We start from the raw sequence: 24,229 nt of genomic DNA on the forward strand, positions 1-24,229 counted from the left end.
AAGTTTGTACAAGGCCGTATACATGAAAAAACGTCCGGATGAAGGGTTCTTAACAGTTCCCTTACCCAGACGCTTTCGTCATGGCTGGTATTCAATTGGTATGGACTGCTCAGTTTCCTCGGGCATTTTATATAAATGAATGACCAGCAGGCCGTTTTTATAAATCGCCCTCACGCGTCCAGCATAGACAAGTTTGGGTAACGGAATCATCCGTCTGAAGGAGCCGAAATACCGTTCGGAGTGGATCACCGCATCCGACTCCACAGGGTAATCGTACGTTACCTCCCCTTCTACCGTCAGCTGCCTGCCGTTCGTGGAAGCACGAATTTGCTCCGCCCGGTGCAGTCCTGGCATTTCCAGCACAGCGACATACTCCTGCTTCGTTTCAAACAAGTCCATCCTCGGATAATCCTTGGGCACAAGACCGGATAAATCCTCCCAAAACTTGCCTCCCAGCGTTTCCTTGGCCTGAGACTGAAGTTGTTTCCACACATTTTTCGGAAGCTGCTTCATCGTGTCTCACTCCCCTCCCACTACCATATGAGAAGAGGAGCTTGTTGCAGACCGCTGAATCCGTATTACTTAATTACGATTTTCTCTACGATTTGGTTTTTGCCGCTAATTTCCACAAGCTGGTTGGAATTCGGCAGCAGGAGCGCTGCATTTCCTTCGATCGCCAAATTTTCAGAGACGTTGTAGATCATCAGCTGTGTACCGTTGTATACTTGTTGAGATACGGTAATGGAAGTCATTTTACCGCTATTGTTCAGCGTTGCACCCTGATAGTACGCGTTAAGTGCAAACGGAACATTCGTGCTGGCCAGCTGCGTCACTTCAATGAATACGACAGCGTTGTCGTAAGTGCGGAGCAGTACAGTATCACCCTGCTGAACGGCGGACAGCGTCGTTTTAGCCCCATTGCGGTATACGAACACGTCGCTGTTTACAGCATAGGTCGACGCCACGCTGTCTTTTTTCACCGTAATCGAATTCGCAGCTACAGCCGTAACTTCACCGCGGACCGTCTGCGCGTCCTGCGTCGGCATTTGGTTGCCCGTACGGTTGAGCAGTACCGCGAGCTCGGCGCGAGTAACCGGCTGGTTCGGACGGAACGTATTGTTTTCGTAACCGTTCACGAGGCCCTTCTCGATCGCCACCGCTACATAACCGACGGAAGCGGCCGGAATTTCCTTCGCATCCTTGAAGCTGAGCTTCGTGTTCATTTTCGCCTTTGCCTCGTCTTCCAGCTTTAACGCCTTAACAAGCAGTGTGGTTGCCCAAAGACGATTCGCCGCTTTGTTCGGCTGTACTGCGGAATCCGTTTCGAGGAAAAGGTCGTTTTCCAATGCAGTAGCTACATATCCGGTTGCCCAGGACGGGATGTTGTTCGCATCGGAAAAGTTGAGTTCTGTGTTCATTTTCGCCTGCGCCTGGCTTTCCAGTCCCATCAAACGAACGGCTGCCGTTAAAGCTTCTATCCGGCTGATCGACTTCTCCGGCTGGAAGGAGCCGTCTTCGTAGCCTTTAAATACGCCGCGAGCGGACAAGCTTGCAATGTGCTGGAGCGCCCAAGCGTACTGCTCTTCAACATCCTTGAATTCGATTTTCAATTCAATTTTGCCTTTGCCGCGTCCTTCATACTTATCGTCATCTTTATCTTTACCGCGGCCTTTGCCGTCCGCCAATGCAGAGGTTGCGCCGCCGAGAATCATTGCCAATGCTACAGAAGAAATCGTCACCTTTTTTGCCCATGCTTTACCATTGTTCCACATACTCATCTTCACTCTCCTAAATTAGTTCGTTGATTCATTCGATTTTGGATGATATGTAAGGAACTCTTCGCGAAGTGTCCTTGCCTTGATGGTTAAAGTGTTCGGGGCTGCCGGCAGCATTTTGGGGGTGCATAGCAAAAATTTATTCGCAGTTACCTCAGCTAGACTTATAGAACAATATGGAATACAATTCCAGAATAACGTTTGGAGGTACTTTTAATATGAAAATGAAGCTTTGGACCGCCGGGCTCGTGCTCCTCATTCTAGCAGCCGTTGGTGGAGGGTGGATATTAACCCGATCTGGCGGAGCCGATCCTGCAGGAGAAACGGCGAGGCAAGGAGGAACAAGCCCCGGATCTGACACGGCGCAGCAGGGCACTTCACCAGGCAGCGAGAAAGGTCAAGACCAGCCACCGTCCCCATCTGCCGCCAAAACGCCGTCGATCCCTGCGGAGAAGGCCGATGTTGTGATCGTCGGTACGGAGATGGAGGGCATGTACCTGGCGCGAGCGGCAGCCGACGAAGGACTGACCGTTCGTGTAATTGATCCGTACGACGGGATCGGCGGACAGCTGCTGCAGGCAGAAATGCTGTTCCTCGATGAAACGAAGGATGACAGCGGCAAATCTCTAGTTCAGGGCAGAGTGAAGGAGCTGTTTGATCAATTTAAGCAGGGGAAGCTGCGCAAGCTGTCCGAATATGAAACGCTATTCAGCAGGCTGACGAATGACATTCCGATCGAGTCGGGGATCACGATCACCAGCGTTCAATTCGCTCAAGGGGTATCCGGTAAGGAGCACGTGGACAGCATCACCTACACAGCCAAGGACGGCACGCAAAAAACGATCGCCGCCGCTAATGTGGTGGAGAATACCGACAATGGCTCTTTGACCGCCCATTTGAAGAAAACGCGCCTTCCAGGCTTGGAGAGCGTGTACGGGCTGCCGCAAATCGAATATATGACGGCAGGCTACATGATGAAATTCAAAAATATTGACTGGGACCGGTTCCAGAAGCATTTTAACGGATTATCCCAAGAGGAGCGCCGCAAGCTGTACGGCACGGCGTATATTAATGAATCGTTCGCCATCGCATTAACGGATATGGTAAAAAAATATACGGCAACGGACGATCTGGTCTTCCTGCGCGGATTGAACGCGGTCAACCAGCGTGACGGCGAGGTGCTGATCAACGCGCTGCTTGTGTATGACGTGGACCCTTCCAAGCCGGAGTCCGTAGCAGCTGCAATGGAGCGCGGCAAAAAGGAACTCCCGCTGATCCGCGATCATTTCCGCAAGCATATCGTTGGCTGGGAAAAGGCGGAAATCAACGGTTACCCGAACCACCTCTACATCCGGGAGTACGACCACTACGAGACGGATTATGTGCTGCAGGTATCGGATGCGCTGGGCGGGCGCATGTTCTGGGACAACGTCAGCATCGCCGGTTATCCGCTGGATTTGCAGGGCACGAAAACAGCCAAGTGGGGCATCGAAATGGGCCGGCCGGACAAATACGGCATGCCGCTGCGCAGCTTCCTGCTGAAGCAGTATGACAATGTCATTATGGCTGGAAAAAATGTCGGCGCCTCCGCCATTGCCTACGGAAGTGCGCGAATTCAGCCAAACACGGCGCTCGCCGCCGAAACGATCGGCATCCTGCTCAAGCAGCTTGCCCCCGGGCAGACGCTGGCTGAGGTCACCGAAGCCGATATGAAGAAGCTGCACGAGCTGCTGGCCGCCAAGTACGGCATCGTCCTAAGCGGAGTGAAGGGCGCCAATAAGATCGCCGGATGGACGGAAGATGAAATCAGCCGATTGAACGTCGGAAAAATTATATTCCCTTCCTATAGCAAGACAAGAAAGGCGTCTGGACAATAACAAGCTGCATCGCACCTTCAAGACAAAAAAGCTTCCCTCCCCCTGCTTTAGATGCAGAGGAATGGGAAGCTTTTTATATCACAATCTATCCGATCCGATAAATTCAAACTTACGGCTGTACTTCACGTCTCCGGACACACCACGGCACACAACCCGCGCTCTGACCTTACTTCCGTCCCAGATTGAATTGAATTTCCACCGCATCCTCTAGAAAAACGACTTCCCGCACACCGACTAACGAAGGAAGCAGGTTCTCCACAGGAAGAGAAACATTCGGCAGTATTACGAGACCGGCCGGAAGCCGGATATTTTTTATCATAGCCGCTTCATAAACGCCCTGAACTTCCGGCGGCTGCCAACGAAGCCTATATTGCGCCGTCATCCCTACAGGAAAATGACGATAGGTAAGATTCAGATCCGCATACAGCAGCTCCCCGTCTAACCGGAAACGCGCTCCTTCCAGTGTCGTATGCGCTGGAATCGAGGCATGCGCAAGTAAAGCTTTCTTCAACAGATGATTAAGCTCCTCCTCGTACAGAAGAAGTGAAAAATGCCGCCGCTTCAGCATTTCAAGCGCTTTTTCTTTCACATTGGGCTGCGTATAGGATAAATCCAGCTGTTCCGTTGGCTTCACATAGGTAAGCAGACTGACTGCCGCCGCACCGCCAAGGATTACAAACACAAGAAATCCTACGATCAGCTTCCTCACTAGCTTCTCCTCCCGAAGGAACTACTTATGTAGCCTTACTGCACTGCAAGCCTGCATGCGTCCCCATCTTACCTCTAATATGCCATGGTTGCATGACTCACAGGCGTGTGAAGGGAAGCGGCACCAGTAGGCGCTATTTCTTCCCTTCCCCTTCACGCTTTTCCTTCAGCCACTTTGGAGCGCCTTTATCCTTCTGGTCGCGCTTGCGATCCGTTTTGGGCTTGCGCGCCGCCGGGACTGGTTCGCTTTTCTTGGACGCGCCCGCCGCTCCATGAGGCTGACGGTCCGACGCGCCCTTGCTGCCTGGACGCGCTGCGATTCTCGCTCCCGGTGCTCTTGCTCCCGGCCTTGCCGCGCCCCTGGTCCTGCGCCGTGCTTCTTCCGGGTCCGCGAGCTTGCCGTGGAGCAAAGCTTGCTCCTCGATGTCGAGCCCAAGTGAAGCGGCAAATTTACGGATAATGAAGCGCTGCCGCTCCGTAATAATCGAAATTACGCTTCCGCCCCGGCCCATACGTCCCGTCCGGCCGGACCGGTGCACATAATGCTCCGCGTCGATCGCCGGATCAAAGTGAATGACATGCGTAACCCCTTCGATGTCCAAGCCTCTTGCGGCAATATCGGTAGCCACAAGCACCTGCGTTTTCCCTTCGCGGAAACGGTTCAATACAGCTGCACGCTCCTGCTTGTTGGAATCAGCATAAAGCGCCGAAACCGAAATGCCGTGATAATCGAGCTTCGCCGCCACTTCTCCGATGGCATCCGTTTCATTTACAAATAACAGGACAGAGCCCGTTTCCTCATTGCGGATAAGCCTCCGTGCGACATCGACTTTGTCGCGCTCCTGGCAGACGACAAACAGATGCTCCACCTTCTTTTCTTCGCGGCCCAGCCCCTCGGTGCGGATCGTTTCCGGATCGCGCATCCATTTGCCCGCCATCGATACAATCGCGTTCGTTATCGTCGCCGATACAAAGACGAGCTGACGGTCGCGGAGCGCGCTGTAAATGATGTCGTCTACCTCGGTGGACGAGCCGAGCTCGAACACCTGATCCACTTCATCGACCACAATCGTGCGAATGGCGTGCATCTTCAGCTTGCGCATTTTAATCAGCTCAAGCACACGGCCTGGAGTCCCGACGATGAGCTGCGGATGCTCACGCAGCCGCTCTACCTGACGCGTTACTGCAGCCCCGCCGATTAAAGAAAGCACGCTGTGCGCTGAACCTTCCAGCAGGTCTTGGGCAACCTTCGTCACCTGCATGCCGAGCTCCCGGGTCGGTACTAGCACGAGCGCCTGCGGCTCCTTCACGTCCGGCGTAAGCTTTTCGCATAGCGGAAGTAAATAGGCGAGCGTTTTGCCGCTCCCGGTTTTCGATTCGATAATGGTATCGCGGCCGGAGAGCAGCAGCGGAAGCGCCTCTTTCTGTACCGCTACCGGCTCGGTTATTCCCGCTTCTGTCAGACGCTCGCAAAGCGGCGTTGAAATTCCTAACTGTGCAAATTGGTTCATGTTCTACCTCTCTCTATCTAGATTCTTTGACACCCGCCTTGGAAATACGGTAGACTTTGGAAGATAAAAACACGAAAATATTAGGAATCTAAGGCGGTGTACACCTCATGCTCGATCCCATTTCCAAAGATCAATTCCAAGGTCTAGTGGAAAAATTTACTGAACTTCTTGTTGGAGAAGCTACCCCTGAGCTCGTCGAAAACGTAACCTATTGGGCGCTCTACAACCACATCCATAAAACAATGCCTGCTCTTACTCAGCATTGGACACAAGAGCATCCCGAAGGAAAAGCAGCGGTTCGTCATTTATTTGAAGAAATTAAACGTCTTCACCAGTCCCGCTCCAATCAGGGACCCGCTTCTACTTCTGATTAAAAAGCTTACCGCCCAGCCTGTCGATCATAGCCGGAAACATGTTGTAGAGCACCGCGCCTGCACCAAGAAAGCCGGGGATGTTCTCTTCCCGGGATCCGGTACGAACGGCTCGAACAATCCGTGAAGCAACCAGCTCCGGGGTAATCATCATTCGGCGCATCCGTTTCGCATACTGCCCGCTCGGATCGGCGATACCGAAAAATCCGGTATCGACCGGTCCCGGGTTGATGGCCGTTACCCTTATGCCGAATGGCACGGATTCCTGACGCAGCGCATTGGTGAATCCGAGCACGGCATGCTTGGTAGCCGAGTAACCGGAAGACTTCGATGTGGCTACCTTTCCTGCCAGTGAGGCAACGTTCACAATATGCCCGCTCCCTCTGCTCATCATTCCCTCCATTACCGCCTTCGTGCACCGTACCGTTCCTAAATAATTCACGTTCATCATCGACTCGAAGTTCTCAATTGTCCCTTCCAAAACACTTTCAAATATACCATAGCCTGCATTGTTCACCAGCACATCGATCCGACCATATGTATGTTCAATGCGTGAAATAACATTCTGTACCTCTTCATCGGAGGTTACATCCAGTACTACGGCTTCTGCAGCTGTCCCGACAAGCGGCGCAAGCTTCGCTTCTGTTCTGCCTGTGGCGATAACCACTGCTCCCTCGGATGCGAATCGCTTAACGGCAGCAGCTCCGATCCCCCCGGCGGCTCCGGTAACTACAACAATTTTCCCGCGAATATCCATTCCGTCACCCCGAAAAAAAAAGTGGAAGCTAGAATAGCCTCCACTTCATATTAAGTCATTAGCACGGTAATTTCCAAATCTCCGATGCCTTCCATGGAAAGGGGAATGCAGAGCGCCTTCTTCACCGAAGTAAAACCAGCTTCCTGCGCGTCCTTCAACAGCTTCGGCGGTGTAATATCCACCTCTACGCCTTGATTAAACAGCATCGTCGACGCGTTGCCGCTGATCATATTCCCAAGCTCAGAAATTGCACTTTGTCCGATCTCGTCTAATTCCGCTAACTCAAAACCGCCCATCATGGCAGATGCCATTCGGATTGCTACGCTCTCATGAAACCCGAATACGATGTCCCCTGACATTTGTCCCTTAACCCCGATTTGAATCCATACGTGGTTTTCAACAAGCTTCACGTCTTTAACTCCGAGTTGTCCTGTTGTTGGCTTGACGTTCGCCACTTGTTCAATAACAAGTCTCGCTGACTCGAGGAACGGATTGATATGCTCAGCCTTCATTCGAGTGTCTCCTTTAGATCGACATAATTCGCGATTTTTTGTAAAAGTAGTTTTATTATACTGTAATTATGGCTCTCCGTCATTGGATTTTTCGAACTTTCCAAATAATAACAAGCTTTTCTGAGATTCTTCTTCTAAAAAACGAGGGATTATCCGACAAATAATAGGTAAAAAGGAGTGGCTATCCATTTCCTCAGCGATACAAAAGGCCCCGCCCTTCGGGCAGGACCTTAGTCATAAATATTCACTTCATTGCAGAGCGCGGCGGCGAACTATCCGTAAACCTTGGTTGACGTGGAACACGGTCCGCTAACGCTTCCTGCTCTCCTTTTCTCAAGTCCACCGAACGCAGAATCAGCATCCCGATTACAAAGAAGACCAGCAGCGCGAAAATGCCCCATCTCCCCGTTCCCGATACTTGGCTGACCAGCCCGAACACAAGCGGACCGAGCATCGACGTAAACTTGCTTGAGACGCTGAGAAAGCCGAAATATTCAGCCGACTGCGCAGGCGGGATCAAGCGGCTGTATATTGAGCGGGCAATCGACTGGCTGCCTCCCTGCACCAGGCCGACCATCGCTGCCAGCAAATAAAACTGCCATGCCTCCTGCATAAAATATCCAAGCAGCACTATGAGGACATAAACGCCTAGCGACAGCTGCAGCGAGGTTTTCGATCCAAGCCGTTCCGCAATTTTGCCGAACAATAACGTAAACGGAATCCCAACGAATTGTGTAATCAGCAGCGCTGTAATTAAATGCGAGGTGCCGATGCCAATTTCTTTGCCATAAATCGTCGCCATCGTAATAATGGTGCTGATGCCGTCATTAAAAAACCAGAAGGCAACCATATATTTAAGCAGCTCCCGGTAGCCGAGAATCTGCTTCAAGGTCTTCAACGTCTGCGCCGTGCCCATCTGTACATACTTGGCAGGTGAAACCTTCGGTCCTGTCGGACGGTCCTTCAGATGCCGGAACAACGGCAGTGAAAACACAAACCACCAAACGGCCACCGATACAAACGATATTCGTATCGCCATAACCGTATCCGGAAGCCCGAACCACGCAGGCTTCATAATCATGGCTAAATTAATCGCGAGCAAAATCCCCCCGCCAAGATAACCGGAGGCATAGCCCCTTGCCGAAACCATGTCCCGCTTCCCGGGTTCCGCCACATCGCCAAGCAGCGCGTCATAAAACGTATTAGCGCCGGAAAATCCGATCGTCCCTGCAACAAACAAAAGTGAGGTTAGCAGCCAATCGCCTTCCCCGACGAAATAGAACAGAGCCGAAGCACATACCCCGATATAACAAAACAGCCTCACACTGCGCACTCTCCGGCCCGACAGATCCGCAGCCGCTCCTAGAATCGGCGACAAAAATGCAAGAATGAGCATCGCCGCAAACTGAGTATATCCCCAATATGCGGTCCGCAAATGAGGCTCAAGGGTTTTAGCGGCTACATCGCTATAAAAGATAGGAAGCACGGCGGCAATCATCGTTGTGGCAAATGCAGAGTTCGCCCAATCGTACATAATCCATGCCCGGGTTTGTTTCTTGTTCAAGGTTACTCCTCCCGTTTTTTACCTTTATTATCCCTTAATTGTAAACGAGAGCCTTAATCCTGACACTACTTTATAATATTAAGTTCTTATGAAGACAAGCATAAAAAGCCCGCTGAGACGATGCTCAACAGGCTTCTTTATCACATAGATACTATAGAACCAAGCGTCAGTGCGTCGTGGCAGGCCCGGTTTCCCCGCTGCCGCCAGGGCTTTTCTGACCTCCTCTGGAGGGAAACTCCAGCTTCGCGCTGCCCATCATCATAATAAACACGAAGGACAGGACCGGGAACACGATGCAGAGTAGATACACATTGGCAATGGATCCGGCTAAAGCTTCCGTCATTTTTCCCAAAGCCTCCGGGGAAACCCCTGCGCGGAATTCCGGCTGCAGCAGCAGCCGCGGATCGCCGATCTGGCTGGACGCCGCCGCCCCAAGCGACTGTTCGAGATTTATGCTAAGCGAATGCTTTTGAATCGCACCTAGAACGGTAACACCCAGCGCGGAGCCAATCGTACGGAAAAATACGATCATGGAGGTTACCGAGCCTTTATAACGGTCCTCTACCTTATGGAGTGCGGACAAGTTCAGCACGCTGAACGATACGCCAATCCCAAGCCCGAGCAAGATCATATATGCCGTGACGGTCCATCTTTGCGTTCCAACGCCAAGCCCCGCGAGCAGCACCATACTGATCAGCAGCAGTGTCACCGAGCCGAGCATGATGTTGCGGTAGGAGGTTTTCCCGATCAGCCGCCCGCCAAAGACACTGCTCACTACGACGCTCAGCTGCATCGGTGTTAAGATGGTGCCCGAGGTGGTCGCCGAACCGCCCAGTACCCCCTGCACAAATAGCGGGATATAGGTGGCCGCCGAAATAAGCACCGCGCCATAAAAGAAGCTGACAAAATTACTTGAGGTAAACAATGGGTTACGGAATAGGGCAAGCTGAATAATCGGCTCGCTCACCTTCGCCTCCCATAGTAAAAACACGACCAGCAGCACCGCAAAAACAGCAAACAAACCGATAATTTGCCACGATCCCCATTCATAGAGGACGCCGTTCACCTTCGTTCCGCCAAGCTCCAGAGCGAACATTAAGCTTAGTATGGCTGCCGTAAGCATTACCGCCCCCAGCCAATCGATGCGCTGCTTTCTTTTTTCCCGGGATTCATGATAACCCCATATTATTAATCCAATCGAGATGACGCCGAGCGGAAGATTTATGTAAAAGTTCCAGGTCCAATGGACATGATCGGTAAAAAATGCCCCGAGGCTTGGCCCAAGTACGCTGGACAAGCCGAATACGGCGCCGAACAGCCCCTGCATTTTTCCTCCCTTCTCGGGCGGAAAAATATCAAAAATGATCGTAAATACGATCGGCATCAACGCCCCGCCGCCAATCCCTTGAACCGCGCGGTAAATAATCAGCTCCGTCATCGTTGTAGCCAAACCGCAAAGCGCGGACCCGATCATAAACACAATGAGGCCAGCTAGAAAAAACAGCTTCCTTCCGTACATATCCGAGAGCTTTCCGAATATCGGCGTTGCTACAACCGTTGCAATCATATAAGCGGAGAACACCCAAGTAAAATATTCCAGACCGCCCAGCTCCGCCACGATCGTAGGCATGGCCGTTGCGACGATTGTCTGATCCAGAGCCGCCATAAATAAAGCTAGCGCTAGACCGAGCACCGCCGCTTTCATATTCGTTTTTGACCGATCCATCGTTTCATCTCCACTCCTTTGCAATAGCCCTATTATACTTTTGGTTTTGCAACTCTTCAAATTTTGGTAACATGAATAGTATAGGCTTGAATCGGGAGGTGTTTGCATGAATTTAAATCAGCTTGAGACCTTTGTCACCGTTTCGAAAACGATGAGCTTCCGTAAAGCGGCGGAGCTGCTGAATTTAACGCAACCGGCGGTATCGGCGCAAATCCGCAGCTTGGAAGAAGAATTCGGAGCCATTCTTGTGGACCGCAACCAGCCGGTCGGATTGACCGACAGCGGGAAGCTTTTTTTGGAGCATGCCGAACAGGTACTGCAAATCGTAAGCGATCTCAAGCAAAAGCTGGACGATATTAACCAAACCCCTCAGGGACATATCCAGCTGGGAACGACGACCTCGATTGCGATGCAAATATTGCCGCGCGTGTTGTCTTATTTTCAAGATTCTTTTCCCCTGATTAAAACAACAATACATTCGATGCCTTCTTCCCAAATTATGACAAGCGTAGAAAACGGTATCATCGATATTGGCATCGCTTACCTGTTTGAAAAGCATCCGAATCTCGAATCATCCGTTCTCTACTATGATACGTTCGAGCTTGTCGTTTCCCCCGAGCATCCGCTTTCGAAGCACCGGCATACGACAATCGAAGCTCTTCGGGACGTGCCGTTTGTCATGCTTGCACCGGAAACGGCAGGACGGAGGTTCGTCGACAATATTTTTGCGAGATATAACATTACGCCGCAAATCGTGATGGAGCTGTCGAGCAGCGAGGAAGTTAAGCGGATGGTTGAATTAAACCTCGGGGCCGGAATTATTTCCAATCTTTCCATATTGAAAGAACTGAAGCAGGGAACACTGAAGCTGATTCATGTAAATGAATTGGAAATTACACACCCTGTCGGCGTCATCTATAAATCGAGCCGTTACCTCAATTCGGCGATGCAGCAGTTTTTACGCGATTTAAAAGGTATGCCGGAGACGCAATTTTTAGGCACGGAGTGAGCACAATACACTCAGGATCCAGTTGAAGGAAGGAGCACCAGCATGAAGTTTGATTTACATACGCATCATGACCGCTGCGGACATGCGGAAGGCGGCATCCGCGATTATATTGAAGCGGCGATTCGCCATGGCCTCGGTGTTATCGGCATTTCCGATCACTCCCCTTATTTCGGGGAAAAGAAAGATCACCCCTGGCCGAAAATTACGATGGCCAAAAGCGATTTTCCGAATTACATCGACGAGGTGCTCCGGCTGAAGCAGGAATATGCCGGACGCATTGAAGTGCTGCTTGGGGTGGAATCGGACTTTTTTCCAGAGCACGCACAGGTATATAAAGAGGTGTATGAGCGGTACCCATTCGACTATATTATTGGCTCTGTACACCAATCGGGCGGCGTTAGCATCTTTAATAAGCGACGTTGGAACGGATTGACGGAGAAGGAAAAGATCGCCCATAAGGAAGAATACTACCGCTTAATTACCGAATCCGCAAAGAGCGGTATGTTTGATATTCTTGGCCATATCGACGCGATGAAGGGATTTTATCCCGCCTTTTCCGATATTCAGACCGATGCTGTGGACAAAACGTTAAAGGTCATTGGCGAGGCCGATATTGCCATTGAAATTAACACGTCGGGCAAAACCAAAGACTGCGGCGGCTGGTACCCGTCCGATTCGATATTAGAACGCGCGCTGCATTATAATGTCCAGGTTACCTTCGGCTCCGACGCCCATGTACCGGATCGTGTAGGCGATGAATGGGACCAGGTAGCCAAGCGGCTGAAAGAAATCGGGTTTAGCCAATGGGTTTATTTCCGCCAGCGCAAGCGTATTGCCGTCCCCCTATAATCTAGTGCCGCCAAGTCTTTATTCCGTTACCGCCAGTGCCAAAGCTGTGCGGTAACGATTGCAGCGGCTCCCCTTCCTTTACTGCATACCTCGATCACAACAAAATCTCGTTTTGTATTGTCCTTCCATCCCCCTCTTCTACTAATGGATTCATATGAATACATCGAGGCTTGCATCAGCTGATCCTTTTTTCACAATAGTTAATGGCATGATATAATTTCATACGGGAGTCAAAGTCACAATTTTAACAGGAGAGGACCGAAGGCTGCGGCGTCGGTCGAATCGTTGATGTATGTGGTATGTCATTGCGCTACTTAGCGCCATTGTTTTTGGCTTTGCCGGCCTATTTATGAAAATCAGCCAAGCAAAGGGCGGACGCCATGATGAGCTTCTGCTTGGCCTTTATACAACGGGCACGGTTGGCTTTTTGATTAACGCGCTAGCGGAGGGAAATATCGTTTTTGACGATTGGCGGATATGGGCTGCCGGCTTGATCGTAGGGATCGGCTCGGCTTGGGGGAATGCCGTCTTTATGAAGGCGTTGGATTACGGTCCGGCAAGTCTTACGTCGCCTTTAACCAACACGAATATCGTACTGATTATTGCGATGTCCATGCTGTGGTACGGGGAGACATTAAGCGGCTCCGAGTGGCTCGGAATTGCCTGCCTGCTGACTGCGGTCGTGCTTATTTCTTTACGGCCTGGTGAGGCTTTGACGATACGTGAAAAACGATGGTTCGTCTTTATTTTACTCGCTATTCTGTTGTTTACGTTCCGAAACGGCGGTTTAAAGGTAACACAGGAGCTCAACATGCCGAATACGACGATTCTCTTCATTGCTTATTTCTTTTCACTTGTTTGGTTCGCGGGTAAAATCATGACTCGCAGTTACGGTTCAAACTCTAGCGCAGAATCAGCTTCTTCTGACTCAAACCTTCGGCGAGACGCGGGTAAAATTGGGTTTCTCTGGGGTTTAGCAGCGGGAGTTTGCTCCTATGCCGGTATGCAGCTGTATTCGGTAGCGCTTGTAGATGGGCAAGCCAATATTGTCGCTCCGATCTTTGCAACGAATAGTCTTGTCCTGGTATTTGGGGCGATTCTCCTTTACCGGGAACGGCTTACCCTAAAACAAACAGCCGCGCTGTCCCTGCTCGTGCTCGGGCTTGTACTGGTACGGTAAGCCGTTCTTCATTGCAAAATAGATTGTGGAACGAAAAAAGATTACATAGGAGTAACATTGGAGGAAGCGTCATTTTTATTTTTGTTAAGTATCAACATCATTGAACCTTTTATTAAATAAAACGAGAAGGCCAATAAATACCCATAAATAAATCCATGTAGGATCCCCCACCACACACTATCTACAATAAATGGGAAAATAACTACCGGAGAAAACCTAAGCAACAATGAGATTCTACTTAAGACAACACGCTGTGATCTTGGTAAAGATTGATTTATTTCTTTAATCAGGTTCCTAACCTTTTCCCCTGTAAGAGGACCTTCCATTATTTTATGCTCAATATATAGACAATTAAAAGTTAAAAAGAAATGCCCTAGAATTCCTCCAACAAGAACGGCGACGACTTTATTAGGGATAACAAAGTATAAGAGTATATTGAGTAAAATTACTATAGCAATGGAAGGAATATTATATCTCAGCATTCGAACGGAATAGTTGTACAAATATGTATTATTATCCAAATAAAACACCTCTATCAGCTCAAAAATTAAGGTCGAGCCTTGCGTAAACACCGCAAGAGCCCGACCTATTTTTATTTACGCTTTCGCGCCTTATGCTTTGTCTAGTTGCCCAACCACTTCATAAACAAGTGTTTGGTCGTTTCACGGTTCATCGCTGCAATCGATGTCGTCAACGGAATGCCCTTCGGACAAGACATCACGCAGTTCTGCGAGTTACCGCAGCCTTCGATGCCGTCGTCCGTCATCAATGCCTCAAGGCGCTCCTCTTTGTTCATTTCACCTGTTGGGTGGGCATTGAACAAACGCACCTGTGAAACCGCGTGAGGCCCGATAAAGCTGTTGCGCTCGTTTACGTTCGGGCATGCTTCGAGGCATACGCCGCACGTCATGCACTTGGAAAGCTCATACGCCCACTGGCGCTTTGTTTCCGCCATCCGCGGACCTGGACCCAGGTCATAGGTTCCGTCGATCGGAATCCACGCCTTAACCTTCTTCAGCGCGTTAAACATGCGCTCACGGTTAATGACAAGGTCGCGGATGACCGGGAACGTGCTCATCGGCTGAATGCGAATCGGCTGCTCCAGCTTGTCGACAAGCGCCGTACATGCTTGGCGTGGCTTGCCGTTGATCACCATCGAGCAGGCGCCGCAAACTTCTTCAAGACAGTTGGACTCCCAGCATACCGGCGTTGTTTCTTTACCGGTTGCGTTCTTCGGGTTGCGCTGAATTTCCATCAGCGCGCTGATCACGTTCATATTCGGGCGGTAAGGAATCTCGAATTCTTCCGTATACGGACGGGAATCGCTGCTTTCCTGACGCGTTACCGACATTTTAATCGTCCGGTTTTTTACATTTGTATCAGCCATGGCTCATTTCTCCCCCTTCATTCTTAGTTGGATTTTTTATCCGTGGTGTAATCGCGCTTACGCGGTTTAATGAGCGATACGTCGATTTCTTCATACGAAATTTCCGGACCTTCGGCCGTCCACTTCGCTTTCGTTGTTTTCATGAATTCCTCGTCATTACGATCCGGGAATTCCGGCTTATAGTGAGCGCCGCGGCTCTCATTACGCATCAAAGCGCCCAGCGTCATCGCTTCCGCAAGCTCTAACATGTTCCAAAGCTGGCGGGTAAACGGTACGCCTTGGTTGCTCCAGCGTGCAGTATCAGTAATGTTGATCTTTTGGTAACGCTCTTTCAGCTCTTTGATCTTAGCGATGGTTTCTTCAAGCTTCTTGTTGTAACGTACAACCGTCATGTTGTCGATCATCACTTCGCCAAGCTCTTTATGAAGCACGTATGCATTTTCGTTGCCGTCCATCTTAAGGAGCGCTTCGTATGCAGCCGTCTGCTTCTGCTTCTCGCGGTCAAATACCGTGCTAGAAACGTCCTCAGCGGACTTCTTCAAGCCCTTGATGTACTCCAGCGCCTTCGGTCCTGCAACCATGCCGCCGAAAATCGAAGAAAGCAGCGAGTTCGCGCCGAGACGGTTGGCACCGTGATATTGATAATCGCACTCCCCTGCAGCAAACAAGCCCGGGATGTTCGTCATTTGGTTGTAGTCGACCCACAGTCCGCCCATCGAGTAGTGAACCGCCGGGAAGATCTTCATCGGAATCTTACGCGGATCATCACCCATGAACTTCTCGTAAATTTCAATGATACCGCCGAGCTTAACGTCAAGCTCCTTCGGATCCTTATGCGAAAGATCAAGGTAAACCATGTTTTCGCCGTTGATGCCGAGCTTCAAGTCGACACAAACGTGGAAAATTTCGCGAGTTGCGATATCACGCGGAACGAGGTTTCCGTAAGCCGGGTATTTTTCCTCAAGGAAGTACCATGGCTTGCCGTCCTTGTACGTCCATACGCGTCCGCCTTCACCGCGCGCCGATTCGGACATCAAACGAAGCTTGTCGTCGCCCGGAATTGCCGTCGGGTGAATCTGGATAAATTCGCCGTTCGCATAGTATACGCCCTGCTGGTACACAGCAGAAGCAGCTGTACCCGTATTAATAACCGAGTTCGTCGATTTGCCGAAAATAATACCAGGGCCGCCTGTCGCCAAGATTACCGCGTCTGCTTTAAACTCGCGGATTTCCATGCTGCGCAGATCCTGCGCCGTAATCCCGCGGCAAATGCCGTCATCGTCCACAACTGCAGACGTGAACTCCCAGTGCTCGTACTTCTGCACGAGCCCCGCCGTTTCCCAACGGCGAACCTGCTCGTCAAGCGCGTACAGCAGCTGCTGGCCTGTCGTTGCCCCTGCGAATGCTGTACGGTGGTGCTTCGTTCCGCCGAAACGACGGAAGTCAAGCAAGCCCTCCGGCGTACGGTTAAACATAACGCCCATCCGGTCCATCAAGTGAATGATGCCAGGCGCAGCGTCACACATCGCTTTAACCGGCGGCTGGTTCGCAAGGAAGTCCCCGCCGTATACTGTATCGTCAAAGTGTTCCCAAGGGGAATCGCCTTCACCTTTTGTATTTACTGCTCCATTAATGCCGCCCTGCGCGCACACCGAGTGCGAACGCTTCACAGGAACGAGCGAAAACAAATCGACGTGCACTCCAGCTTCCGCAACCTTTACGGCTGCCATTAAGCCGGCCAAACCTCCGCCGACGATAATAACTTTCGATTTCGCCATGACCGTTCACTCTCCTTTACTGTAGATAAGCAACTGCTGTTTGTACCGTATTGAAAGCCGTATGCGCAAACTCTTCATCCGCAAATGCACGGAGAGAAAGAATGAACATGACGGACATGACGACGAATAATGTCATCCAAATATAAGAGGATACGCGCTGTGCACGCGGACCAACCGTAACGCCCCATGCCACCAGGAACGACCACATGCCGTTACAGAAGTGGAATACGGCGGCAACAATACCGATGACATAAATCGTAAACATCAGCGGGCTTGTCGCTACGGAGTGAATTACACTGCCCACTTCTTCTTGTGCAACTTGTCCGAGCGCAATTTGCATACGCGTTTGCCAGAAGTGCCACGCAACGAATACGAGCGTAATGACACCGGTCACGCGCTGCAGTGTAAACATCATATTCCGGAAATAAGAATACCGGTTTACATTCGCATTGGACGTGTATGCTACATAGAGACCGTAAACGCCATGGTATAGAAGCGGCAGCCAAATGCCGACGATCTCCAATACCAAGATCAGCGGAAGATGATGAAGCTTTTCAACCGCTTCGTAGAAGCCCTCTGCCCCACGTTGATGCGCCGCATAGTTCGTAATTAGATGCTCGACGATAAAGAATCCCAGCGGGATGACGCCGAGCAGCGAGTGAAGCTTGCGGTAAAAATACGAATTCCCTTTCATGTTCCGTAAATCCCCCTCATCTCGTTTGGCGAATGGTGTTGAAAATTGTCCACCACGCTCAAAAACACCATCTTTCATTCTACTTCCCCGGTAGGAAAGCGTCAACAAAATGGTGCCTGAAAGCAAAAAAGACGACCCTCAACGTCTTTTGAACAAACTGTGAACAATTTATTGCTATAATAGTAACTCCATTTCGCTTATAATGGTAGTGCAAAGTTCGGATAACTTTTTATGCAAAATCATCATAAGGAGAAACAGAATGATTGAACACTTCGATATTTTTGCTGCCATTGTCGAAAATCAAAGCATGAATAAAGCATCGGAAAAGCTGAACCTGTCCCAGCCGGCCTTATCCCGGAAGATCGCCGGCCTCGAGGAAGAGCTCGGCGTCAAGCTGTTCTACCGCAAGGGCAAGCGGCTTGAGCTGACCCGGATCGGACATTTGACCTACGAGTATGCGGTCGAAATGCGCAATCTTCAGGAACGCTATATGCGAATGCTTTCCGAATTCAAAACGCCGCAAAACCCAAGAGTGATGATCGGAGCCAGCCTTACGACACTCCAGTCCACCCTTCCCGATCTGCTGTCCTTCCTCAACTCGCGGAAAACGGATCTCGATGTCAAGGTCGTTACCGGAAAAACACACGAAATTGTCGAGCTTGTCCTGCAAAAACGCGTTGATATCGGAGTCGTCGCACAGGAAGTAAATGAACCCGATTTATCATCGATTCCGCTGCTTGAAGACAAGCTCATGCTCATCGCACCGGATCACCACAGCTTTGCCGGGAGCCCGGCCGGATGGTCTTTGAAGGACCTGCACGGACTGCCGATGATCTTGTTTTCAAAAGGAACCTGGTACCGCAAGCTTGTCGACGATTTATTCGAGCAGCACGGAATCGTCCCCGACGTAAAAATGGAAATCGATTCCTTCGAAGCCATGATCCGGCTTTCAGCAACCTGCGGCTACGCCACCTTGCTGCCAAGATCGTATGTAAATGCAAATCAGCTGCAGAACAATGGGTTAATCGTTATTCACATTCCCGAGCTAGAGCAGCTGAAACGGGTTACTTCCCTCATTTTCGGGGATCGCGAAGCGCTCAGTCCTTCTGTCCGCGAGCTGATCGATTTAACGCTGCAGGAATATATCAAATATTAGTCTTCAACCGCATGCTCGAAGCGCTCGATTTGCTCGTTGGTGCCGATAACCACCATCACATCGCGTTCCTGCAGCGTATCGGCGGCGGTCGGCGCGATGATGACGCCGTCCGTTTTATTAATGGCGACAATACTGCAGCCATATCTGGCCCGCGGATCTAAGTCCTTCAGCGTCACGCCGTCCAGCTTGCTTGGTACCGAAAGCTCGGCGATCGTATACTTGTCAGACAGCTCGATGTAGTCAAGCAGGTTCGGCGTTGCCAGCTGATTAGCCACGCGGATGCCCATATCCCGCTCCGGATAAATAATCCGGTCCACGCCTACCTTTTCCAGTACGCGTCCGTGAAGCTCCGTTACCGCTTTGGCCACAACCTTTTTCACCCCAAGATCCTTACACAAAATCGCGATCAGGATGCTTGCTTGGATATCGCTGCCGATCGCCACCACGACGACGTCGAAATTGCGGATGCCGAGTGCCCTCAGCACGTCCTCGTCCGTCGCGTCCGCCGCAACCGTATGCGTCAGCGCTTCGCTTAAATCATCGACGATCTCCTCGCTTTCATCAATTCCCAGCACTTGATACCCGTGCTTCATCAACTGCTTGGCGACGCTGGAGCCAAACCGCCCCAAGCCGATCACCGCATATTGAGTTTGTGAAGGCATTGTTGTATCCCCTATCTCTCTAAATTATGTGTCTCTTGCTAGCCTATTGTTATTTTACCTTCGGCATACCGATACAATTCTTTTTCCGATTTCGGATTAAGAGCGTACGCCAGTGTAAGCGGTCCAAGTCTACCTGCAAACATCGTCAGCACAATCATTACTTTTCCGAATAACGTCAGCTGCGGCGTCAATCCCATCGACAACCCCACCGTCCCAAAGGCGGAAGTAACCTCAAACAAGATCATTAAAAATTGGTGATCCTCCGTCGTAGACAGCAGCATGGAAACAAACACGACGAGTCCGAGGGCAAGCAGCGTTATCGTCGTCGCCTTTAAAATTCGATCTTTGCCAAGGCGCTGCCGGAACAATACAATGTCCTCCTTGCCTCGGATCATCGCCAGCACGGCGCCTACCAGAGTAGTAAACGTCGTCGTCTTGATTCCACCGCCTGTCGATCCCGGCGAAGCCCCGATAAACATGAGAACGATGAAAAAGAACTGCGTAGCCTGCCTCATGCCTGCGATGTCAATCGTATTGGCACCTGCCGTACGCGGCGTGACTGCTTGGAAAAACGATGCCAGCAGCTTGCCCGGAGCACTTAGCGCGCCAAGCGTCTTCGCATTGGAAAACTCAAAAATAAAAATGACAATGGTGGCAAACGCGATTAAGATTGCACTTGCGCTCAAAACTACTTTTGAATGTAAGGACAGTCTTCGGGTCCTGCGGAATTCCAGTACGTCCGCCATAACAATAAACCCGATGCCCCCCAAAATAATGAGCCCACAAGCAACCACATTGACGAGTGTATCCTCTGCGTAAGGCATCAAGCTGCGGAATTCGCCCATTAAGTCAAAGCCGGCATTGTTAAACAGCGACACCGCATGGAACACTCCAAAATAAATAGCACGGCCAACAGGCATGTCAAAAGCAAAACGAATGGAAAATAACAAGGCTCCAATGAGTTCAATCGTAACCGAATACTGAACGACCTTCCGGATCAGCCGGACAATCCCTTCCATGCTCGTCTGATTCATCGCCTCCTGCAAAATCAAGCGCTCGCGGAGAGAAATCTTCTTTTTGAAAGCAAACGCGAACAGAGTCGCCATCGTCATGAAGCCGAGTCCACCGATTTGGATCAAGCCCATAATGACCACTTGCCCGAACGCAGAAAAATACGTTCCTGTGTCAACGACAACGAGTCCCGTCACGCAGGTCGCCGAGGTAGCTGTAAAAAGGGCATCGATAAAGTTCAGAGAGTGGCCGCTCGCGCTTGAAATCGGCAGCATGAGAAGACCGGTTCCTACCATAATAATAAGCGCAAACCCGATCACCAATATTTGCGGCGGCGACATCCGGGAAATCCAATTTGGTACATTCAACACAAACACCTCTATTTAGGGAAAGATTGTTAATCCCAAAGCGCAATAGTAAGATTATATCGGAGAAACCTAAGCTTCACAAAGGCGTATTAGCGGAAAAGAGGCATATTTTCAGCCAAAAACCGTAGATTTCCTTATCATAGGACAAATGTTGCTTTCTTATGCTCGATTTACAGTACAGGAAGGCCGCGGGAAAGGAGCGTTTTCGTGAGTAATTCTTGGAAGCCGGGGAAGCTCGGCACATTGGGGATTATTGGACTTATCTTGTATTTTTGCTTCAGCCTTATCCCTGCATTTACATCGCCCGAAGCTCAACAGCTGAATCAGGTTCAGCTGCTTACGAAGCAGGAGGCGGAGCAGAAGGCCCGGCAGTTTATAGCCGAGTACTTCAAAAGGGATACGCAAGGATGGAAATCGTTCATTTCGTACCGCGCTGACGCAGCAATGATCGGCTATGTGGAGAAAGAGAATGGAACGGTACAATACGGAAATGAAATCGAGCAGCGATTCCCGCTTGATTCGTTCTTAGTTGAGCTTCAGGAGCCAGCCTCCGAGCGCGCTTACTTTATCGATATCGATATGCGCTCAGGGAGGGCAGTGGAATGGAAGGTTGTTCCCGATGCAATCGTAAAGGCAGAGAGTACGAGCGGTGCTAGGGCAAAGCAAACGGTGCTGGATCAGCTGGCCACATATAACCTTAGCGAGCAGGACGTTCGATTCTTGGCCGATAGTGCGGAACAGATTGTCGTTGAAACCGTAAAGCCGTTTTTTGCCGAAGCCGGTGTGCGGTTTACTGCTAAGCTGCAAGGTCAGACGATTCTATCGTGGGATGTGGACTATACGGTACCGCCTGAGTTTCTGGCGTATAAAACGGAGCATGACGAGCTCGGTGCCTTTATGGGCAGCATCCATCTGTGGGCTACGGCCTTTATGGGCATTGCCGCAATCGTGTTTCTGTTCTTGAAACGGAAGGAAAACCAATGGCGGCGCGGGCTTGTGATGACAGTATTGTTTATCCTGATTTATTTTACAATGAATGCGAATATGTACCCGGGCTTTAAAATGTCCGTATTCGAGCAGGGCGAGTATTCCGACGCGATGGCCCTGTTCTACATGATGTTTACGAATGTAATTGTCATTCTTCTTGGTACGGCATTATATTTCTCGTTTGTTAGCGGGGAAAAAATGTGGAGGCTCGACGGCTGGAAGCTGTGGCCGGGAACACGCGAGACTGGGTTATCCTCAAGAATTTCCGAAGGCGTGCAGCAGGGCTACTGGATTTGCTTTATGCTGCTGGGCGTCCAAGCGATGCTGTTCTTCATAGCGGAACGGGGATTCTCCGTATGGGCTACCGTCGATGCGATGTCTTCGCCTTATAACATGAATTATCCGATACTGTTCCCGCTGATGGCTTGGGTTGCCGCCATCGAAGAGGAAGCGGTTTACCGTCTTTTCGGAATTGCTTTATTTACAAAGCTGCTGCGTTTCCGGCCGCTTGCCGTACTGCTGTCCAGTGTCATTTGGGCGCTTGGTCATGTGCAGTATCCGATCTATCCATCCTACACGCGGTTGATTGAGGTTACGGTTTTAGGAATATTGTTCGGCTACTTGTTCTTAAAATTCGGCTTCATTACGGTTGTATTTGCGCATGCGGCCATGGACAGCATTTTGATGGGGCTTTCCGTCATGTCGCTTGGCGACACCGTATCCGCTCTTTCAGGTCTCTTCTATCTTGTGTTCCCTGCAATCGTCGGCTGGCTTCTTGCCGCCTATTATAAGAAAAAGAGGCCGCCTAGCGCAGCCCCCGTTCCTCTAGAATAAGTTGTACCGCATCCCTTGCGACGAGCGCATCGTCGAAAGGGATTTTTTTATCCCCGACGATTTGGTACGCTTCATGTCCCTTGCCTGCAATGATCACACAGTCGTCGGCGTATTCCGCCTGCCTCAGCGCGTAATATATCGCTTCGCGGCGGTCGGCGATCGAGACCGTTTTGCACGCGAGCTCCGGCTTGTCCGCCAGACCGGCGTTCATTTCGTGCAAAATGGCCTCCGGCTGCTCGGAGCGTGTATTATCCGACGTAAAGACCGCCAAGTCGGCATGTAAAGCAGCGATCTCGGCCATGACCGGACGCTTCGGCCGGTCCCGGTCGCCTTCACAGCCGACGACGCAAACGACCCGGCCGCGTGTAAACGTTTTGGCCGCCTGCAGCACATTGCGCAGGCCGTCCGGGTTATGGGCGTAGTCGATCAGCAGGCTGAACGGCTGACCGGCCTGCAGACGCTGGAACCGCCCTTTCACGCCGCCAAAGCGCTCGAGCGACCCGCGGATCGTTTCAAGCGGCACGCCTTCGACAAGACAAGCGGCAGCGGCAGCCAAAGCATTGTAAATGTTAAACAAGCCGGGCACCTGCAGGCTCAGCTCAAAGCTGCCCTTCATCGTATCGACGCGAGCGCGGGAGCCATCCGGCCGCAGCTCAACGTCGGATGCCCGCACCTCCGCCTCATTGTTGTCGATGGCATAACGAATCACCTGTGCGGCGGTTTGCGAGCCATAATAAAACGACGCAGGCTCATCTCCATTCAAGATGGCAAACTTCGTTCCGTTCGGACGGCAGGCATTGTCCAGCTGTGCAAACAAATGCGCCTTCGCATTCCGGTACTGATCCATCGTTTCATGGTAATCCAGATGATCATGCGTCAAATTTGTAAATACTGCGATGTCCATATCGACCGATCTCACTCTGCCCATAGCCAGTGCGTGGGAAGAAACCTCCAGCACCGCATGGGAAGCGCCCTCCCGGCGCATCACATGCAGCATCCGCTGCAGCTCCAAAGCGTCGGGCGTCGTATTGGCCGTCGGCTCGCTGTACTGCCCTACGGTCATGTTCAGTGTTCCGATCAGGCCGGTTTTCCGCTGGTCCGCTTCGAGAATATCCCGAATCATATGTGTTACCGTCGTTTTGCCGTTCGTACCCGTGACCCCGATCATCCGCAAATGAGCCGATGGCCTGGCGTAAAAACGGTCGGCAAGCACCGCCATCGCTCTGCGCGAATCCGGCACCTGAATAAAGGGAATGGATACAGCATCCAATCCCAGAGCCATGCGTTCTCCTAATACAGCAGCTGCCCCGTTCGAAGCCGCCTCCGCCGCAAAATCATGCCCGTCGCATAATGCGCCAGGCAAACAAATAAATAAATCTCCTTCGCGGATACGGCGCGAATCCGCCGTAATGCCGCGAATCACCGGATCAGCGTTGATAGGCGATCCGGACGAAACGATTTTGAATAGAAGAAGCGGTTGAAGCAGCTCAGATAAACGCATGGAAAAACCTCC

22 protein-coding genes are annotated in these 24,229 nt (G+C 51.0%); 7 read left to right on the forward strand and 15 right to left on the reverse strand.

Annotated features, from left to right (window positions below):
- Nucleotides 1–78: 78 nt before the first annotated feature.
- Nucleotides 79–513, reverse strand: coding sequence for an Hsp20/alpha crystallin family protein (locus tag GQS10_RS07110; protein ID WP_166240506.1), 435 nt, complete (start codon nt 511–513; stop codon nt 79–81).
- Between the two features lie 65 nt (nt 514–578).
- Nucleotides 579–1,778: an S-layer homology domain-containing protein gene (locus GQS10_RS07115; RefSeq protein WP_243735016.1), complete on the reverse strand. Its 1,200-nt coding sequence runs from the start codon at nt 1,776–1,778 to the stop codon at nt 579–581.
- Nucleotides 1,779–1,993: 215 nt separating this feature from the next.
- On the opposite strand from GQS10_RS07115, the gene GQS10_RS07120 reads away from it, so the two are divergent.
- A complete protein-coding gene (locus tag GQS10_RS07120) occupies nt 1,994–3,652 on the forward strand; it encodes an FAD-dependent oxidoreductase (RefSeq protein WP_166240508.1) in 1,659 nt (552 codons plus the stop codon).
- Nucleotides 3,653–3,818: 166 nt separating this feature from the next.
- Here GQS10_RS07120 and GQS10_RS07125 read toward each other — a convergent pair whose 3' ends face one another.
- Both GQS10_RS07125 and GQS10_RS07130 read right to left on the reverse strand, forming a co-directional pair.
- Nucleotides 3,819–4,361: a hypothetical protein gene (locus tag GQS10_RS07125; protein ID WP_166240510.1), complete on the reverse strand. Its 543-nt coding sequence runs from the start codon at nt 4,359–4,361 to the stop codon at nt 3,819–3,821.
- A 133-nt stretch (nt 4,362–4,494) separates the two neighbouring features.
- On the reverse strand, nt 4,495–5,871 hold the full coding sequence (locus tag GQS10_RS07130) for a DEAD/DEAH box helicase (RefSeq protein ID WP_166240512.1): 1,377 nt from the start codon (nt 5,869–5,871) through the stop codon (nt 4,495–4,497).
- Nucleotides 5,872–5,978: 107 nt separating this feature from the next.
- Between GQS10_RS07130 and GQS10_RS07135 the strand changes: the two genes are divergently transcribed.
- Nucleotides 5,979–6,245, forward strand: a complete 267-nt coding sequence (locus GQS10_RS07135; protein WP_166240514.1) for a DUF2573 family protein — start codon at nt 5,979–5,981, stop codon at nt 6,243–6,245.
- Here GQS10_RS07135 and GQS10_RS07140 read toward each other — a convergent pair.
- The 4 genes from GQS10_RS07140 to GQS10_RS07155 form a co-directional block, all read right to left on the reverse strand.
- The gene (locus tag GQS10_RS07140; RefSeq protein WP_166240516.1) at nt 6,232–6,999 is read right to left on the reverse strand and encodes an SDR family NAD(P)-dependent oxidoreductase; all 768 of its coding nucleotides are present in this window, start codon (nt 6,997–6,999) and stop codon (nt 6,232–6,234) included. The two genes, GQS10_RS07135 and GQS10_RS07140, sit on opposite strands and share 14 nt — an antisense overlap.
- Before the next feature lie 50 nt (nt 7,000–7,049).
- Nucleotides 7,050–7,511, reverse strand: coding sequence for a chemotaxis protein CheX (locus GQS10_RS07145; protein ID WP_166240518.1), 462 nt, complete (start codon nt 7,509–7,511; stop codon nt 7,050–7,052).
- Nucleotides 7,512–7,755: 244 nt separating this feature from the next.
- On the reverse strand, nt 7,756–9,075 hold the full coding sequence (locus GQS10_RS07150) for an MFS transporter (RefSeq protein WP_166240520.1): 1,320 nt from the start codon (nt 9,073–9,075) through the stop codon (nt 7,756–7,758).
- 166 nt (nt 9,076–9,241) lie between these two features.
- Nucleotides 9,242–10,801: an MDR family MFS transporter gene (locus GQS10_RS07155; RefSeq protein ID WP_166240522.1), complete on the reverse strand. Its 1,560-nt coding sequence runs from the start codon at nt 10,799–10,801 to the stop codon at nt 9,242–9,244.
- 106 nt (nt 10,802–10,907) lie between these two features.
- On the opposite strand from GQS10_RS07155, the gene GQS10_RS07160 reads away from it, so the two are divergent.
- The 3 genes from GQS10_RS07160 to GQS10_RS07170 all read left to right on the forward strand — a co-directional run bounded on the left by GQS10_RS07160 (nt 10,908) and on the right by GQS10_RS07170 (nt 13,839).
- Complete coding sequence (locus tag GQS10_RS07160) at nt 10,908–11,810, forward strand: LysR family transcriptional regulator (RefSeq protein WP_166240524.1); 903 nt, start codon at nt 10,908–10,910, stop codon at nt 11,808–11,810.
- Nucleotides 11,811–11,852: 42 nt separating this feature from the next.
- On the forward strand, nt 11,853–12,659 hold the full coding sequence (locus tag GQS10_RS07165) for a histidinol-phosphatase (RefSeq protein ID WP_166240526.1): 807 nt from the start codon (nt 11,853–11,855) through the stop codon (nt 12,657–12,659).
- A gap of 292 nt (nt 12,660–12,951) precedes the next feature.
- Entirely contained in the window at nt 12,952–13,839 is an 888-nt protein-coding gene (locus tag GQS10_RS07170; protein WP_166240528.1) for an EamA family transporter, read from the forward strand.
- 41 nt (nt 13,840–13,880) lie between these two features.
- Here GQS10_RS07170 and GQS10_RS07175 read toward each other — a convergent pair whose 3' ends face one another.
- From GQS10_RS07175 to GQS10_RS07190, 4 genes are all read right to left on the reverse strand, one after another.
- Entirely contained in the window at nt 13,881–14,321 is a 441-nt protein-coding gene (locus GQS10_RS07175; protein WP_166240530.1) for a hypothetical protein, read from the reverse strand.
- A gap of 140 nt (nt 14,322–14,461) precedes the next feature.
- On the reverse strand, nt 14,462–15,226 hold the full coding sequence (gene sdhB, locus GQS10_RS07180; protein WP_166240532.1) for a succinate dehydrogenase iron-sulfur subunit: 765 nt from the start codon (nt 15,224–15,226) through the stop codon (nt 14,462–14,464).
- 23 nt (nt 15,227–15,249) lie between these two features.
- Nucleotides 15,250–17,004, reverse strand: a complete 1,755-nt coding sequence (gene sdhA / locus GQS10_RS07185; protein ID WP_166240534.1) for a succinate dehydrogenase flavoprotein subunit — start codon at nt 17,002–17,004, stop codon at nt 15,250–15,252.
- 16 nt (nt 17,005–17,020) lie between these two features.
- Complete coding sequence (locus tag GQS10_RS07190; protein ID WP_166240536.1) at nt 17,021–17,698, reverse strand: succinate dehydrogenase cytochrome b558 subunit; 678 nt, start codon at nt 17,696–17,698, stop codon at nt 17,021–17,023.
- Between the two features lie 259 nt (nt 17,699–17,957).
- Between GQS10_RS07190 and GQS10_RS07195 the strand changes: the two genes are divergently transcribed.
- On the forward strand, nt 17,958–18,854 hold the full coding sequence (locus tag GQS10_RS07195; RefSeq protein ID WP_207952177.1) for a LysR family transcriptional regulator: 897 nt from the start codon (nt 17,958–17,960) through the stop codon (nt 18,852–18,854).
- Here the strand turns inward: GQS10_RS07195 and GQS10_RS07200 are convergent.
- Nucleotides 18,851–19,516 carry a potassium channel family protein gene (locus tag GQS10_RS07200; protein WP_166240538.1) on the reverse strand — a complete coding sequence of 222 codons (666 nt, stop codon included), beginning with the start codon at nt 19,514–19,516 and terminating at the stop codon, nt 18,851–18,853. The genes GQS10_RS07195 and GQS10_RS07200 overlap by 4 nt on opposite strands.
- 38 nt (nt 19,517–19,554) lie before the next feature.
- Nucleotides 19,555–20,868 (reverse strand): TrkH family potassium uptake protein, encoded by a 1,314-nt coding sequence (locus GQS10_RS07205; RefSeq protein ID WP_166240755.1) that lies wholly within the window; start codon nt 20,866–20,868, stop codon nt 19,555–19,557.
- Nucleotides 20,869–21,102: 234 nt separating this feature from the next.
- Here GQS10_RS07205 and GQS10_RS23635 point away from each other — a divergent pair, with 234 nt between their 5' ends.
- The gene (locus GQS10_RS23635) at nt 21,103–22,716 is read left to right on the forward strand and encodes a CPBP family glutamic-type intramembrane protease (RefSeq protein ID WP_166240540.1); all 1,614 of its coding nucleotides are present in this window, start codon (nt 21,103–21,105) and stop codon (nt 22,714–22,716) included.
- Here the strand turns inward: GQS10_RS23635 and GQS10_RS07215 are convergent.
- Nucleotides 22,688–24,217 carry a UDP-N-acetylmuramoyl-L-alanyl-D-glutamate--2,6-diaminopimelate ligase gene (locus tag GQS10_RS07215; protein WP_166240542.1) on the reverse strand — a complete coding sequence of 510 codons (1,530 nt, stop codon included), beginning with the start codon at nt 24,215–24,217 and terminating at the stop codon, nt 22,688–22,690. The genes GQS10_RS23635 and GQS10_RS07215 overlap by 29 nt on opposite strands.
- Between the last annotated feature and the right edge of the window lie 12 nt (nt 24,218–24,229).

This window comes from Paenibacillus turpanensis (genome assembly GCF_011421635.1).
In the GTDB taxonomy this organism is placed as follows: domain Bacteria; phylum Bacillota; class Bacilli; order Paenibacillales; family YIM-B00363; genus Paenibacillus_AK; species Paenibacillus_AK turpanensis.

Excerpts from the sequence above, each read along its gene's own strand:
- GQS10_RS07110 (WP_166240506.1), bottom strand. The coding sequence starts at position 513 with ATGAAGCAGCTTCCGAAAAATGTGTGGAAACAACTTCAGTCTCAGGCC.
- GQS10_RS07115 (WP_243735016.1), bottom strand. The coding sequence starts at position 1,778 with ATGAGTATGTGGAACAATGGTAAAGCATGGGCAAAAAAGGTGACGATT.
- GQS10_RS07120 (WP_166240508.1), top strand. The coding sequence starts at position 1,994 with ATGAAAATGAAGCTTTGGACCGCCGGGCTCGTGCTCCTCATTCTAGCA.
- GQS10_RS07130 (WP_166240512.1), bottom strand. The coding sequence starts at position 5,871 with ATGAACCAATTTGCACAGTTAGGAATTTCAACGCCGCTTTGCGAGCGT.
- GQS10_RS07135 (WP_166240514.1), top strand. The coding sequence starts at position 5,979 with ATGCTCGATCCCATTTCCAAAGATCAATTCCAAGGTCTAGTGGAAAAA.
- GQS10_RS07140 (WP_166240516.1), bottom strand. The coding sequence starts at position 6,999 with ATGGATATTCGCGGGAAAATTGTTGTAGTTACCGGAGCCGCCGGGGGG.
- GQS10_RS07145 (WP_166240518.1), bottom strand. The coding sequence starts at position 7,511 with ATGAAGGCTGAGCATATCAATCCGTTCCTCGAGTCAGCGAGACTTGTT.
- GQS10_RS07155 (WP_166240522.1), bottom strand. The coding sequence starts at position 10,801 with ATGGATCGGTCAAAAACGAATATGAAAGCGGCGGTGCTCGGTCTAGCG.
- GQS10_RS07160 (WP_166240524.1), top strand. The coding sequence starts at position 10,908 with ATGAATTTAAATCAGCTTGAGACCTTTGTCACCGTTTCGAAAACGATG.
- GQS10_RS07165 (WP_166240526.1), top strand. The coding sequence starts at position 11,853 with ATGAAGTTTGATTTACATACGCATCATGACCGCTGCGGACATGCGGAA.
- GQS10_RS07170 (WP_166240528.1), top strand. The coding sequence starts at position 12,952 with ATGTGGTATGTCATTGCGCTACTTAGCGCCATTGTTTTTGGCTTTGCC.
- GQS10_RS07175 (WP_166240530.1), bottom strand. The coding sequence starts at position 14,321 with ATGCTGAGATATAATATTCCTTCCATTGCTATAGTAATTTTACTCAAT.
- sdhB (WP_166240532.1), bottom strand. The coding sequence starts at position 15,226 with ATGGCTGATACAAATGTAAAAAACCGGACGATTAAAATGTCGGTAACG.
- sdhA (WP_166240534.1), bottom strand. The coding sequence starts at position 17,004 with ATGGCGAAATCGAAAGTTATTATCGTCGGCGGAGGTTTGGCCGGCTTA.
- GQS10_RS07190 (WP_166240536.1), bottom strand. The coding sequence starts at position 17,698 with ATGAAAGGGAATTCGTATTTTTACCGCAAGCTTCACTCGCTGCTCGGC.
- GQS10_RS07195 (WP_207952177.1), top strand. The coding sequence starts at position 17,958 with ATGATTGAACACTTCGATATTTTTGCTGCCATTGTCGAAAATCAAAGC.
- GQS10_RS07200 (WP_166240538.1), bottom strand. The coding sequence starts at position 19,516 with ATGCCTTCACAAACTCAATATGCGGTGATCGGCTTGGGGCGGTTTGGC.
- GQS10_RS07205 (WP_166240755.1), bottom strand. The coding sequence starts at position 20,868 with ATGTCGCCGCCGCAAATATTGGTGATCGGGTTTGCGCTTATTATTATG.
- GQS10_RS07215 (WP_166240542.1), bottom strand. The coding sequence starts at position 24,217 with ATGCGTTTATCTGAGCTGCTTCAACCGCTTCTTCTATTCAAAATCGTT.